This is a genomic window from Ktedonobacter sp. SOSP1-52 (assembly GCF_016587395.1).
In genome coordinates this window covers 441,868-455,994 of sequence record NZ_BNJH01000004.1, presented here as the reverse complement: position 1 = coordinate 455,994, position 14,127 = coordinate 441,868, and the positions used below count along the sequence as shown (strand labels likewise).

The following is a 14,127-nucleotide window of genomic DNA, read 5'->3' as shown; positions in this document are numbered from 1 at the left end:
ATTCAAGAAGCGTACGGAATGTACGAAAAGCTGTACTTTTGAAAATGTATGATTATTGCGTGCGGTATTGAGTATGATGGCACTGACTACCATGGTTTTCAGCGGCAACGCGCGAGCCATGGTCCGACGGTGCAAGGAACACTGGAAGCTGCGGTAACGCAGATCAGTGGCGTACAAACCACGGTAATGGGAGCGGGTCGGACCGATGCTGGCGTTCATGCCAGCGGTCAGGTTATCCACTTCCGTACGGAGTCGCGTCTGACCGTTGAGGTCTGGCGGCGAGCACTGAATGCCGTTTTACCTAGTACTGTCGTGGTCCGCTGGGCGAAAGAGATGCCGGAAGGCTTTCATGCTCGCTTTAGCGCGCAGAGCCGTTCGTATCGCTATACGATCTGGAATGAGCGCTTTCCCACGGCCCTACGCGCGCGCTATGCCTATCACTGTTCACGTGAGTTAGACGTGACCCTGATGGATGATGCGTGTCGCTATTTACTGGGTCGGAAGGATTTTGGAGCGTTTGGACATAGTCCCGACGACTCCAATCCACTCAAGCCAGGACCACATCACTGTATTCGTACAATGTTAGAGGCCCGCTGTTTGCGTGATCATCAGCAAGCAGAACTCATCTATTGTGACTTTACTGCTGATGCCTTTCTCACGGGGCAGGTACGCAGGATGGTTGGCACACTCCTATTGGTAGGACAGCAACGCCTAAGTGTTGCGGAGTTTGCCGAGATTGTGCAGCGGGCGGAGAAAACGCACCCTGGTTCAGCGGCCCCATCGCTTGGGCTGTGTCTGGTACGGGTTGAGTATCCTGAAAAATTTGGAGTTAATGGACAATGAATAAGACATATAGCGCCAAGGCCGCTGATCTGCAACCCACATGGTATGTTATCGATGCCGAGGGACAGGTATTGGGTCGTCTGGCATCGCAGATCGCGCAGATCTTGCGCGGTAAGCATAAACCTACCTTCACACCGAATCTTAACACTGGCGACTGTGTTATCGTCATCAATGCCGATAAGATCGCGGTCACGGGCAAGCGCCTGGATCAGAAGGTCTACTATCGCCACTCACAGTATCCTGGTGGCTTGAAGCAGCAGACGCTGCGCCAGGTAGTCGAGGGCAAACATCCCGAGCGCGCTCTTGAGCACGCGATCCGTGGTATGGTTATGCACAACCGCCTCGGTGCGAAGGTGATGAAGAACCTGAAGATTTATGCTGGCTCAACACATCCACATGAGGCCCAGAAACCCGTGATCTGGGCGGGGGCGGAAGCTCTGTTGAAGCAGCCCGCCGCTGAGAAGTAAAGAAGAGGAGATCCTACCTTGGCTGAAACACCTAAAGGTGAGTACTATTACGGCATGGGTCGGCGCAAGACGGCGGTTGCTCGCGTGCGCCTCTATCCCAACGGTGATGGTAGCATTACAATCAACGGCAAACCTGCTTTTGACTACTTTGGCAAGCGTGAGACACATGTCTCAACGATCATCTCGCCCGTCCGCGAGCTGAACATTGGCAACTACACCATTACCGTGCGTGTAGTCGGCGGTGGCACAGCTGGTCAGGCTGGCGCGATCCGCCATGCCCTGGCTCGCGCCCTGGTTCGCCAGGATGGCGAGAATAAGCCCGCCATGCGTAAAGCTGGTTTCTTGACCCGCGATCCACGCATGAAAGAGCGCAAAAAGCCAGGCCTCAAGCGCGCCCGCAAGGCCCCACAGTACACAAAGCGTTAGTTTCCCCGCGAAACAAGCGTCTTTGGTGGTCCTGTTGGAACCCAAGATTTCAACCCCTGCCGGAACTCTTCTGGCAGGGGTCTTTTTTTATCTGTTTTCGTGGTTCTTTGTGTGCAGCCTTAATAAAGGGGATAGTAGTGAGGGGCCATTAGTTCAAGAGAGAAGCGGGGAAGTTGTAGGCTAACCTACAACTTCCCCGCTTCTCTCTTGAACTAATGGCCTTTTAAGGGCCGTAAGAGGCTTTATTTTTTGTAGACGGGGGTACACCACTGCGCGCTATATTCAGGGTGTTTGCCGCGCACGATATCGAAGTAGAGTTCCTGCAATCTGCGTACAACAGGGCCTACTTTGCCGCTGCCAACCGGGCGGCGGTCGACCGCGATGACGGGGGCGATCTGCGCGCCTGTGCCACAGAGGAGGATTTCGTCGGCGAGGTAGAGTTCTGTGCGGTCCACCGGGCGCTCGCGTGTGGGAATGCCAAGCTCGCGCTCCGCGATCTTGATAACGGTGTCGCGGGTGATGCCCAGGAGAATGTTCTCGGTTGGGGCTGGGGTGACGAGCTCGCCATTAGTGTAGAGGAAGATGTTCTCGGCGCTGCCCTCAGAGACGTTGCCCTCATGTGTGAGCATGATAGCTTCATCGAAGCCGTTTTGCAGGGCCTCGGTCTTGGCGAAGGCCGCGTTGACGTAGCTGCCGCAGATTTTGGCGCGCGCGGGCATGGCGTTGTCATCGATACGGCGCCAGGAGGAGACTCCACAGCGCAGACCCGTGATCTCGACGTAGTTGCCCAGAGGCTCGGATGTGAGGATGTAGTCGTCGCGCAGATCATGCAGCTTGACGCCGATGATTTCATCACCCTTATAGGCGACGGGGCGTAGATAGACGTCCTCATGCTGGCCATTGCGGCGTACCAGTTCCGTGCTCTGCTCGATCAATTGCTCAACACTATAGGGGAGAGACATGCTTAAGATCTTGCAGGAGCGGAGCAGGCGCTCATAGTGCTCGCGCAGGCGGAAGAGATAGAGCTGCTGCTCCTCTTCGTTCCAGTAGCCACGGATGCCTTCAAAGCACCCGGTGCCATACGCGAAGCCATGAGTACGTACGGAGATAATGCCTTTGTCGGCGGGGATAAATTCCCCATTCATAAACAATTCTTTGGCGTTCATGGCGTGGTACTGATAAGAAGCCTCGTTGCTCCCTATCTTCCCTCCTTTTCTGGAATGATTGGTGAGATGAATTGTAGTAGTTATACGATACTCCAGAAACAAGGCTTTGGACAACATTGTCCCAGAATTATAGGATCTTTTTGCCCAGGGCCGAGAGGATAAGCTCAACGGCCAGGCGGGCCGTCGCGTTCTCCCGGTCGAGAATGGAGTTGACTTCTACGACGTCCATAGAGACCATGTGTTTGGAGTCTGAGACCATTTCCATTGCCAGGTGAGCCTCGCGATAGCTGAGACCACCACGGACCGGAGTCCCAACGCCTGGAGCCTCGCGTGGGTCAAGCGAATCCATATCCAGGCTCAAGTGAATGGGTTGATCCTGGCGGCCCGCAATTTCGATGGCCTGGCTCATAATATTGGACATGCCATAGCGGTCGACATCTGACATGGTGTAGACATGGACGCGATGCTTGCGCAGGAGATCTTGTTCGCCTGGATCGAGGTCACGAGCGCCTACGATTACAATGTTCTCTGGATTGAGCTTGGGCGCCCAGCCACCGATATGGGTGAGCCTGGAGTTTCCCTGGCCAACCAGGGCCGCGAGGATCATGCCATGGATATTGCCGGATGGGCTTGTCTCTTCAATATTAAAGTCGCCGTGTGCATCCACCCAGATGATGCCCAGGTTTTTGTGTACATTGGCTACGCCGCTGATTGAACCCAGGGCCATACTATGATCACCGCCCAGGATGAGCGGAAACTGGTCGGATTGGAGGGCGTCAGTGACAACGTTTGCCAGTTCCTCAGAGACTTCGACGATGGGGTCGAGGTATTTGAGTTTGGGGCTCCCAATGGGCCTGCTTTCAGGCTGGGGAACATGTATATTTCCAAAGTCAGAGACTGTATGTCCAAGTGCGCGTAGGTGGTCGTGAAGTCCCGCATAGCGGATGGCGCTGGGGCCGATATCAACACCACGACGGTCTGCGCCAAGATCGATTGGCGCGCCTATAACACGAATATGCATAGAAAAACCTCTTGTTCAACGCTGAACGCTAACTCTTTCCACGTTCCTATGTTCATTATAGACCCCCACTTGAGGTTTGTCTATGAGGGGTAGTTGAGTATATATGTGGGTGTGTTTGGCAGGCATCCGCCTGCCAAACACACCCACATATATACTCAACTACGTGGATAGGTGGTATGGAGCGTGACTTTTGATTACAGATGGGGCTTTTGGATTTGGGTTTAGTTCGCTATACTATGGGGGTTGGAGTATGCTCAGTTATTCTTATTCCGAAACCCAACGTCACTGGCGTGCCTAGCGCTTCGCGCTCAGGGTTTCGGAGAAGTAGTATTTTGCTTTATGGCGAAGAACAATCATTACCTGTAATGTTGTAATAGACGTAGGCTCGCGAAGGCGAGTACATTTTGTGGCTTAAGAAAGTGAGGAGCCTGGATGCATCATCGCACGCTCTCTCAAATGAGCCTTTCTCCTGGTGCCCATAATCAGGTGGCGTCACGAAGGGGGAGGCAGAGAGTCGGAACCCTCTTGCTGCTGCTTTGCACTTTACTACTTATTCTCGTTGCATGCAGCAATGGAAATTCATCAAAATCACCGGGAAATGGTACGCCGAGCCAGTCTGTGGCACAGGTTCTTAAATTCCCTAATGTTGGTACAGAGGATGCTGCCTCGCTCGATCCAGCGCAGGGTCCAGATGAGAATACGGGCCAGGTCATTTCGATGATCTTTAGTGGCCTGGTGGCTCTGGACGCGAATTTGAATGTGGTGCCAGACCAGGCAACCTGGCAGGCGTCCGATGATGGGAAGACCTATACATTCAAGATTCACGATGGCATTCGTTTCTCCGATGGTACGCCTGTAACCGCGCAGTCCTATATCTATACCTGGACGCGTGCGCTGCTACCAGAGATTGCCTCTCCCATTGCCAGTACCTTTGAAGACCAGATCATTGGCTCTGATGAAGTGGCCAGTGGTAAGACGAAGACGCTTAGCGGCCTGAAGGCGCTGGATGATCATACCCTACAGGTTTCACTAAAGACGGCCTCGCCCTATTTTCTCTCGGCACTTACTAATTCCCTCTTTGCTCCGCTTAACCAGAAGGTGATTGAGAAGTATGGTGAGAAAAGCTGGCCGCAGAAAGCCCTGGGCGAGGGAATAGGCGCGGGTCCCTTCATCGCGCAGAGCTGGGATCACAATGTCAAAATGGTCTTTGTGCCAAACAAGTATTACTATGGCAAGAAGACGCGTCTGCAGCAGGTCGAGATGTATTTTGTCAATGACGCCTCGACCGCTTTTAAAGCCTATCGAGCTGGGCAGTATAGCTTTATCTGGAAAGTGTCGCCACAGGATCAGATAACTGCGCGCGGTATCTCTGGTTTCCGCAGTCAGTCGCGTTTACAGACTGACCTGCTCTTCTTTGATAATACCAAGCCGCCGTTTGATCGTCCCGAGGTGCGCCAGGCCTTTGCATATGCGATTGATAAGACGAAACTGGTTAATAACGTACTCAAAAATGCAGCGCTAGCTGCGCCAACCATTATCCCTCCTGGGATGCCTAGCTACCAGCCGGATTATGCGGGCATTCCCTTCGATCCAAATAAGGCTAAATCCCTGATCCAGTCGGTGTATCCTGATATTACGAAGGTTCCGACGATTACGTTCTCTTACCCCAATTCGCAGGTGTCTTCGGCTGAGGCTGCGGCGCTGCAAAATATGTGGCAGAGCGCGCTTGGCATCCAGGTAAAACTGCGCTCGGTCGAGGTCACTGCCTATAATGATGAGACGGCGAAGAAGCAGATCCAGTTTGGCTTTACCCAGTGGGGCGCAGATTTCCCCGATCCTTATGACTGGCTGTATCTGAACCTGTTGTCGTCGGCGGCCAATAACAATGGCCAGTGGAAGAACACTGAATTTGACGCCACGGTGCAGACCGCTGAGACCAAGACGGGGGATGAGCGTATCTCTCTCTACAACAAAGCGGAGCAGATCGCGATTACCGATGTTGGCTGGCTGCCCCTGGATCATGCCTCGCTGGCCGCGATTATCCCACCAACCTTGCACGGCGTAACCCTGAATGCGAACGGCCTGTACTTTGGTAACTGGTCCAATGTCTACCTGATACAGAAATAGAGAAGAGAGTTATGGGTGTGGTGGGTGCAGGCGACCTGCGCCCACCACACCCATAACTCTCTTCTCTATTTCTAAAGTGGGCTTGGAAGCTCGCTAGAGGCCAGGCGAACTCTGCAATATATTGTAGGATTGATGGCCTTTTTTCTTGAAGGTCGCATTGACTGGTGCTATACTGAGGGCATATTCACATGCACATTTTCCCGGCCAGCAATGGGCGGACTTTTCTAATAACCCTTTAAAGAGATAAAGGCTTAAATATTCATAGGTTTCACTTCTATGATTTATTACAATGTGTGTCAGGTATCTTTTCTCTTTTCGAAGCAAAGATGCTTCACATGCGATGACGCAACACAGTCGAATGATCGACTCATACCAAGGAGGATCTAAACGTTATGGTTATTGAGATGGTCAATCCATACGATGTAGCAGTTCATCAGTTTGATGAGGCGGCGGAGCGTCTGGGACTTTCGCAGGCTATGCGCGCTATTTTACGCAAGCCCAAGCGTGAACTGATTGTAAATTTTCCTGTACGCATGGATAACGGTGATGTTGAGATGTTTACCGGTTATCGCGTTCAGCATAATATTAACCGTGGACCAGCCAAAGGCGGTATTCGCTATAGCCCGGCGGTCTCCCTCGACGAGGTGCGTGCCCTGGCTATGTGGATGACCTGGAAGTGCGCGGTCGTCGATATTCCCTTTGGTGGTGCGAAGGGTGGAGTCATCTGCGACCCCCACTTGATGTCGAGCGCCGAACTTGAGCGCATGACACGACGCTATACAACTGAGATCTCTCTCCTGATAGGCCCCGATAGCGATATTCCCGCGCCAGATATGAATACTAATCCCCAGATTATGGGCTGGATTATGGACACCTATTCCATGCACCGTGGCTACTCGGTTCCAGCGGTAACGACTGGTAAGCCCCTGGCGATTGGCGGGAGCGAGGGACGCCTGGAGGCCACGGCGCGTGGTGTACAGGTGGTGACACGCGAGGCCATTCGTGATAAAGGTTGGCAGCCAGAAAATTGCTCAGTCGTCGTGCAGGGCTTTGGTAACGTTGGTGGTATCGCCGCGCGCCTGTTGCATGAAATGGGCTGTAAGGTGGTTGGTATCAGCGATATCTCTGGTGGACTGTATAACCCCAATGGCATTAATGTTCCGGCGGCGATGCGCCACTCACGCCGCAATGGCAGCTTGAAGGGCTATGCCGAGGCCGACGCCGTAAGCAATACTGAGTTGCTGGAGCTGCCCTGCGACATCCTTATTCCCGCGGCACTAGAGAACCAGCTTACTGAGCGCAACGCTCCTCGCATTAAGGCGCGCCTGATCGTTGAGGCCGCCAATGGTCCTACCACCAATGAGGCGGATGCGATCCTCAATGATATGGGAGTCACGCTCATCCCTGATATTCTGGCGAACGCGGGCGGTGTGACGGTTAGTTACTTTGAATGGGTACAGGACTTGCAGCGTTTCTTCTGGGCGGAGGACGAGATCAACAATCGCCTGGAGATGATTATGAAGCGCTCGTACAAGGCGGTCAAAGCTAAAGCCGATGAGCAAGAGGTGAATATGCGTATGGGGGCCTATCTACTGGCTGTTGCGCGTGTCGCCGAAGCGACCGAGATTCGCGGCGTTTATCCCTGATCTCAGAGGTTAAAGGCAAAAGAAAAGAGGGTGGCGGAGCAAGTTCCGCCGCCCTCTTTTCTTTTGCCTCTACAGGGGTTCGATGTCGAGTAATTTGAGGCGTGTGCTGGGACCAATGCTGTCCTCGTAGACTTCCAGGTGGAAGATGATGTTGACCTGAGTGACCTCGCGCAGGCTCTCGAAATGCGCGGCACCGCGTACAAAGGTGCCTTGCAGTTGTGTGCGAGCGCCTTTTTGCTCCAGGCGCAGGCTCAAATTCTGCTTCTCGCGTCCCGAGAGCCACTTGCTTTTAATGGTCAGGTGCTTCATCTTGAAGACTGGCTCGGGATTGCCCGCGCCGAAGGGGGCCAGTTGATGAATCTCTTTATACAACTCGTGATTGAGGTCCTGGAGATGCAGGTGGTTGAACTCCAGGTCGATCATACGGGGTGGGAGCGGAATCTCCTCGCTCTCCTGGGTACTCTCGACAACCAGGCCAGTTTGATCGGGGAGTTGAGTGCCCTCAATCTGCGCGGGAACGCTTGCTCCACCATTCTCCTTCCAGGCGATCAGGTGCTGGTGTAGCTTCTCAATAGAAGCCTGCTGGAGGGTGAAGCCCGCGGCCTGGGCATGGCCGCCATAGCGCTCAAAGGTGCCATCGAAGCCGCGCAGGGCCTCGATGATATTGAAATCTTTAGGGCTGCGGGCTGAGCCACGGCTGAGACTGGTCGCGTGATTATCGCTCAAGACCAGGACGGGTTTCTGTACCTCTTCGGCGAGTTTGCCTGCCACCAGGCCAATGATGCCTTCGTGCCAGTCCTCACCTCGCACCAGGATCACGGGAAGCTCGGACTGGGTCTGGGCCTGGGTACGCACGTTTCGCATCAGCTCCTCGGTCTCTTGTTGGCGCCCTTGATTCAGACTGTCCAGTTCAGCAGCGATGCGTGTGGCCTCGTGTGTGTCGTCGGTCGTGAGGAGATCAAAGGCGATGCTGGCCTCTTTCATGCGCCCGGCGGCGTTGATGCGTGGCGCGATGGCGAAGGCAATATCGCGTTCGCGAATATGACCCATCTGGAGGGTAGAGCGCCGAACCAGTTCGAGCAGGCCGGGCTTCTGAGTACGATTGAGTTTGTGCAGGCCCAGGCGCGTGAGGGTATGATTCTCACCGAGCAAGGGAGCGATGTCGGCGACGGTACCAATCGCGACCAGGTCAAGCAGGTCTTGCGCATCCTCTACAGGGTGCCTATATGCCCGGTAGAGGGCCTGTACCAGTTTGAAGGCTATCCCAGCCCCGCAGAGGTAACGCTCGCCGTATTCGCAGTCTGGGCGCCAGGGATTGACCATGGCATAGGCGCGAGGCAATTCTTCGGGTGGGCGGTGGTGATCGGTAATAATGACATCGATGCCCAGCGTACGCGCATACTCCACTTGCTCTACATCCGAGCTAGCGCAATCGGTAGTAATGATAAGCATGGTGCCGCGTGCTTTAAGCATATCCAGGGCGTGGAGGTTGAGTCCACAGCCATCATTGAGGCGGTGAGGAATATGAAAGCTGAGTGGCGCCTCAGGATGTTTGAGAGTGCGCAGCGCGCGGTAGAGGAGCGCTGAGGAGGTTACGCCATCGGCGTCGTAGTCGCCATAGACCGTGATATGCTCGCGCTCCGCCAGGGCCTGCTGAATACGTGTTACAGCTCGGTCCATGTTGATCAGCTTGCTAGGATCGAGCAGGTTCTCATAGCGTGCCTCCAGGAAGGAGCGCATTCTGGATGTTTCTTCTATGCCGCGATTATAGAGCAGTTGAGCGCGAATACGTTCATATTGTGTACGTGTGCCGAGTTGTTTAAATTGTTCTGCGCTTAGCTGGGGAAAGACATCCCAGGTGGAAGAGGAAAAATTTGCCGATGATGCCATAGTGTCGCCTCCCTTTCAGTTAGTCTGGCAGCAGGCGGAGAAAGACCTCGTTGCCAAGGAGGCGTCCGCGCTGGCTCAGGCGCAGCCAGTCGCCTACCTGTTCCAGTAGTCCCGCTTCGTCAACGATGTGCAGGCGATCCCCCACGAACTGGGCGAAAGGCTGGGCGAAGCGGCGTTCAAAGGTAGGCAGGTGCAGACCCATCGCGGTCCGCAGTCCCAGGAAAGCTGTTTCAGACATCGCCTGAGCCTGATCTACCTCCTCGCTCTCGCTCTCTATGACGGGGATCTCATCGCGCTTGAGCCTTTTGATATATGCCTGCGGATCGCGCTCGTCGGTATAGCGTTTCTTGCCAAAGAAGGAAGAGGCGCCAGCGCCCATGCCGATGTAGGGCAGATTCTGCCAGTAGGTCAGGTTATGGCGGCTATGGTGACCAGGGAGCGCCCAGTTAGAGATTTCGTAGTTGATATAGCCCGCGGCGCGCAGGCGCTCGTCGGCGTATTCATACATGTCCGCGCACAGGTCTTCGTCGCCCGGGGTGATGCGTTTCTCCGCGACCCACTGGTGGAAGGGGGTGCCCTCTTCGATGATAAGCGAGTAGAGGGAGAAATGCTCTGGATGCAGGTCGAGGGCGCGGTCAAGCGTTTCGCGCCAGTGTTGCATGGTCTGGTCGGGCAGGCCGAACATAAAGTCCAGGTTGATGGAGGTAAAGCCCGCGGCGCGCGCGAACTGGACAGCCTGGGTAATCTCGTCTGGATTATGGATGCGTCCCAGCTTCTGCAAGAGCGCGGCGTCATAGCTCTGGGCGCCCATGCTCAGGCGATTGATGCCTGCCTCGCGGATGCCGGCAAGTTGCTCCTGGGAGAGGGTACCTGGATTGGCCTCCAGTGTGATCTCTGCCTCTGGGTCAAGCGCGAAAGCCTGGCGGCAGGTGTCGAGCAGGCGCGTAATCTGAGCGACAGTTAATAAGCTGGGGGTGCCTCCGCCAAAGAAGATGGTGCGTGAGCGACGTGGAGTGCCATCAGGATGTCTTGCTTGCAGACCCGTCAGTTCTATTTCGTGCAGGAGTGCCCGCACATAGGGTTCGCGCAGGGGGAGGATACCGGCGTAGGTATTAAAGTCGCAGTAGTAGCAGCGTGTATGGCAAAAGGGGATATGAAGATAGAGCGAGGCTGTCTCCAGGAGATCTTCAATGGGTTCGGTCCGTAGAAGCTCCTGGGGGAGGGGATCTCTCTGTTGGGTTGTAGCGGGTGCAAAGCTGGTCATAGTGAAAAGCTCATCCTCAACTGGCTTAGATAGCGCGAAGGGTCGACCATCCATGGTGTCTGGTCGACCCAGGCTCGTGCGGGTACGCTATGAGCGCCTGCACGAGCGCGAGAACAGTGTATAAAACTATTGGCCGCTTGTGGGATCCTGCCCAGGCAGGCCGCTGGGCAGGCCAGTGCCTGAACCATCCTGGTTCTGCTGTGCAGGCGGCGAAACAGGAACGCTAGAGGGCAGATTTGACGCATCGAGAATCGTATCGATATCGGTGGCCGTAATCTTCGAGCCGAGAAGCGCTTTCTGCTTCACAAGCCAGAGGTCTAAGGCGCTGCCCTTGAGCGATTGCAGCTTGGCGCTATCGACGGCACGTGACTGCTGGATCCCTGTAATCTGCACGATGTGGAAGGTGCCCGCATCGGAGATGATAGGACTGAGCTCATTGACTTTGCGCTGTGAAGCGAAGAGCCAGTTATCGACGACGCCCCCGACTTTTTGTGCGTAGTCTAGTGAGTACTGGCCGTTGACCAGCCAGCCGAAGTCGCCACCCTTGGTATTGGTGTTGACGTCCTTGGACATATCTTTCGCCACTTTTGCGAAATCATCGCCCTTATGCAGGCGATCGAGGGCCTTCTGAGCATCGGCCTGGGTATCCAGGGTCATACCGCGTGCCTGGACCTGGTAGGCGGGAGTGGTGTACTGTCCGGCCAGGTATTTCTGCATATTATCGCGGCGGACCTTGATGGTGATCATATCGTGGATATCCTGATCGCTGACATTGTCGCTGCTCAGGAATTGCGAGTAGCCGCCATTGGAAGACGCAGTATCGGCCTTGAAGGCATTGAAAGCCTGAGTAATGGTGTTGGGTGCTGGATCGATCTGGGTGCGTACATTCGCGCCCTGATTGGCCTCCCATTGGCGAATCATGGCGTCTTGCTGGAGCCAGTCGGAGCTATCATTGGCGACCTGCGACTGGGTATAGAGCTGCTTCGCGTTGGGGATCTGGTTTTGCAGGATATCGTTGGACTGGGCATCCAGAGTATCTTTTTTCGTCTGTGTATCCTTCACCTTGGCCTGAGCGTCGGTGACCTGCTTGGTCAAGGCATCATGCTGGTCCTTCTGGTCGGCGGGCAGGGCCTTGATCTGCTTATTAAGGTCATCGATCTGTTTATTGGTCGAGTCGATGGTCTTTTGCAGATCTGATGATTGCTTGGTGAGGGAATCGCCCTGTTTGGTGAGATTATTGATGCTATTCAGGCGCATCTGGGCCTGAAGTGCGGCCATCTTGCGGAAGTTCGCCAGCGGGATATTCTCACCATTAACGGAGGTGATGGTGTGATTAGGAATGATAACGTTGATATTGACCCATGAAAAGACGACTGTGCCCACGATGGTGAGGGCGATGAGAGCGGCAAGGACCCAAATAGCACGACGTTGTAGGCGTGTTTTTTCGGTGCGAGAAAGGTGGCCTCCCCAACCAAAAATTAAGGGTGTTCTATCGCGCCGGGCCTCGACATGAGCTGTCTGTTTCGCGTATTTGCGGCTTCTTGCAGGGCGCGTGTTTTTTGTTTTCTCGGGGCGACGCGCTGTTTGACTGTTCATCAAAACCTCCAGTGAGGAAATCCAGCGGATATCCAGAACTGAACTACGAGGGAGAACTGGGAGTAAGGGATGAAGTTGGAAATTTACACATGGGCCTCTCCCGTAAGAGGAAAGGCCCAAATGGTTACCACTGTTTACATTCCGCGAATGTGCTCGGCGGTATAAGGAAGCAAGGCCATATAGCGGGCTTGCTTGATCGCTGTGCTCAAACCGCGCTGATGCTTGGCGCAGGTGCCGGTTTTGCGGCGCGGCTCGATCTTACCACGATCCGAGATGTAGCGCTTCATGAAGCGGCTGGCATCTTTATAGTCGATCTCACGAACATGATCGTGGCAGAACTGGCAAATTTTGCGGCGAGAGCCACGCTCTCCGCGTCCGCCCTCGCGTCGTGGGCGAGGGGCGGAGGTAGAATCAGTACGTCTCTGCACTGATAGTCTCCTTCTATCTGACTAGAAGGGATGATCGCCTAAGTCTCCCAGGTCGTCGTCGAAGTTTCCTCCGCCAACACCAGCAGGGGCACCCTCGGGCTGTTGATTTTTGGGTGTGAGCATTTCCATGTCTGTTAACGTAACATCGATAGACACTCGTTCAACGCCGGACTTGTCCATGTATTTACGCTGGACAAGACGACCCTCAACATAGACTTTAGAGCCTTTATGAAGGTATTGACTACAACGTTCAGCGAGTTGACGCCAAGCAGTAACATTATACCAGTCAGTTTCGCGCTCACGTTCACCGCCGCTACTGCGTGCGGGACGACTGACCGCCAGGCTGAACTTGGTGATAGCGGTGCCATCTTGAAGGTAGCTCATCTCCGGGTCGCGACCCAGGTTTCCAATCAACAAAATTTTGTTCATGTCTCAAACAAATCCTTTCGCCCGTAAAACTGCCCTGACCTATGATTGAGAGTTAGAACGAACATGCCCTGACATGTGACAACTAAGCCTCAACAGACTCCTCAGAGCTGGGGGGGACGGGTCCCTCCTCGGATGCAGTAGCGGGGCTGCTCTCAGTGCTGGCCTCGGCAGTAGCGACCTCGGGGGTCTCTTCCTGCTCGCTGGTCGGCGCCTCACCCTCGCTGGCGGGAGCAGCAGCGGCGGCGGCAGCTTCGGCTGCACGTGCCTCGCGGGCCTCACGATCCTCGCGCTCCTTCTGCACTGCTTTGGGGTCACGTTTCTTGGTCATATAACGAAGGACAGACTCCGAAACCTTGAGCGTACGCTCGATTTCGGCTACCGTCTCCGGGGTCAGGATCATATCAATGAATACATAAATGCCGTCGCGGTGTCGCTCGATAGGATAAGCGAGACGCCGACGTCCCCAATTATTCACCTTTACAATCTGACCGCCATAATTTGCGACGATCTGTTCGACACGATCCAGAATGGCGCGTGTCTCCTCTTCGCTGACTTCGGGGTTGAGAATGAAAGCCAGTTCATAATCTCTTCTCACGAAGCCCCCTCCTTCCTGTGGGTTCGACCCTGGTCAGGTATTTTTTCTGCCAGGGCTAGGTGGAGCATCAATTCCAGTTGAACGATGCAAGTGACAGATGCCGCGCACGAATTGGCGGCTTATAACAAATTGTCCCACGCTCAAGCGTGGGAGCGACATCCACTGCCATCACGACGGGTATCTGTAGGTAACAGGTACCAGCAGCGGCTATTGTGGGCATCAGTACCAC

13 protein-coding genes are annotated in these 14,127 nt (G+C 54.6%); 5 read left to right on the top strand and 8 right to left on the bottom strand.

From position 1 onward, the window contains the following. Nucleotides 1-48 precede the first annotated feature (48 nt). From truA to rpsI, 3 genes are read left to right on the top strand one after another with little or no spacing between them, the layout of a single operon-like run. Nucleotides 49-843 (top strand): tRNA pseudouridine(38-40) synthase TruA, encoded by a 795-nt coding sequence (gene truA, locus JMJ16_RS37090; RefSeq protein ID WP_201389783.1) that lies wholly within the window; start codon nucleotides 49-51, stop codon nucleotides 841-843. After that, nucleotides 840-1,310, top strand: coding sequence for a 50S ribosomal protein L13 (rplM, locus tag JMJ16_RS37085; RefSeq protein WP_201389782.1), 471 nt, complete (start codon nucleotides 840-842; stop codon nucleotides 1,308-1,310). Before truA ends, rplM begins: the two co-directional genes overlap by 4 nt. A gap of 54 nt (nucleotides 1,311-1,364) precedes the next feature. Then, nucleotides 1,365-1,736, top strand: coding sequence for a 30S ribosomal protein S9 (rpsI, locus tag JMJ16_RS37080; protein ID WP_201387060.1), 372 nt, complete (start codon nucleotides 1,365-1,367; stop codon nucleotides 1,734-1,736). 242 nt (nucleotides 1,737-1,978) lie between these two features. On the opposite strand, the gene JMJ16_RS37075 is transcribed toward rpsI, so the two are convergent. After that, nucleotides 1,979-2,902, bottom strand: coding sequence for a branched-chain amino acid transaminase (locus tag JMJ16_RS37075; RefSeq protein ID WP_201389781.1), 924 nt, complete (start codon nucleotides 2,900-2,902; stop codon nucleotides 1,979-1,981). A 127-nt stretch (nucleotides 2,903-3,029) separates the two neighbouring features. Further along, a complete protein-coding gene (rocF, locus tag JMJ16_RS37070; protein ID WP_201389780.1) occupies nucleotides 3,030-3,923 on the bottom strand; it encodes an arginase in 894 nt (297 codons plus the stop codon). A 618-nt stretch (nucleotides 3,924-4,541) separates the two neighbouring features. Between rocF and JMJ16_RS37065 the strand changes: the two genes are divergently transcribed. Together JMJ16_RS37065 and JMJ16_RS37060 are read left to right on the top strand one after the other, a co-directional pair. Then, a complete protein-coding gene (locus JMJ16_RS37065; RefSeq protein ID WP_236601883.1) occupies nucleotides 4,542-6,050 on the top strand; it encodes a peptide ABC transporter substrate-binding protein in 1,509 nt (502 codons plus the stop codon). Nucleotides 6,051-6,442: 392 nt separating this feature from the next. Further along, nucleotides 6,443-7,696, top strand: a complete 1,254-nt coding sequence (locus JMJ16_RS37060) for a Glu/Leu/Phe/Val dehydrogenase (protein WP_201370480.1) — start codon at nucleotides 6,443-6,445, stop codon at nucleotides 7,694-7,696. 69 nt (nucleotides 7,697-7,765) lie between these two features. Here JMJ16_RS37060 and recJ read toward each other — a convergent pair whose 3' ends face one another. The 6 genes from recJ to rpsF all read right to left on the bottom strand — a co-directional run bounded on the left by recJ (nucleotide 7,766) and on the right by rpsF (nucleotide 13,898). Next, nucleotides 7,766-9,586, bottom strand: a complete 1,821-nt coding sequence (gene recJ / locus JMJ16_RS37055) for a single-stranded-DNA-specific exonuclease RecJ (RefSeq protein ID WP_201389776.1) — start codon at nucleotides 9,584-9,586, stop codon at nucleotides 7,766-7,768. 19 nt (nucleotides 9,587-9,605) lie between these two features. Continuing rightward, a complete protein-coding gene (gene hemW, locus JMJ16_RS37050) occupies nucleotides 9,606-10,850 on the bottom strand; it encodes a radical SAM family heme chaperone HemW (RefSeq protein WP_201389774.1) in 1,245 nt (414 codons plus the stop codon). Nucleotides 10,851-10,976: 126 nt separating this feature from the next. Continuing rightward, the gene (locus tag JMJ16_RS37045; RefSeq protein ID WP_201389772.1) at nucleotides 10,977-12,446 is read right to left on the bottom strand and encodes a peptidylprolyl isomerase; all 1,470 of its coding nucleotides are present in this window, start codon (nucleotides 12,444-12,446) and stop codon (nucleotides 10,977-10,979) included. A gap of 134 nt (nucleotides 12,447-12,580) precedes the next feature. After that, entirely contained in the window at nucleotides 12,581-12,874 is a 294-nt protein-coding gene (rpsR, locus tag JMJ16_RS37040; protein ID WP_374226773.1) for a 30S ribosomal protein S18, read from the bottom strand. Nucleotides 12,875-12,895: 21 nt separating this feature from the next. Continuing rightward, a complete protein-coding gene (locus JMJ16_RS37035) occupies nucleotides 12,896-13,303 on the bottom strand; it encodes a single-stranded DNA-binding protein (RefSeq protein ID WP_201389771.1) in 408 nt (135 codons plus the stop codon). Nucleotides 13,304-13,385: 82 nt separating this feature from the next. Continuing rightward, nucleotides 13,386-13,898, bottom strand: a complete 513-nt coding sequence (gene rpsF, locus JMJ16_RS37030; RefSeq protein ID WP_201389769.1) for a 30S ribosomal protein S6 — start codon at nucleotides 13,896-13,898, stop codon at nucleotides 13,386-13,388. Nucleotides 13,899-14,127 lie beyond the last annotated feature (229 nt).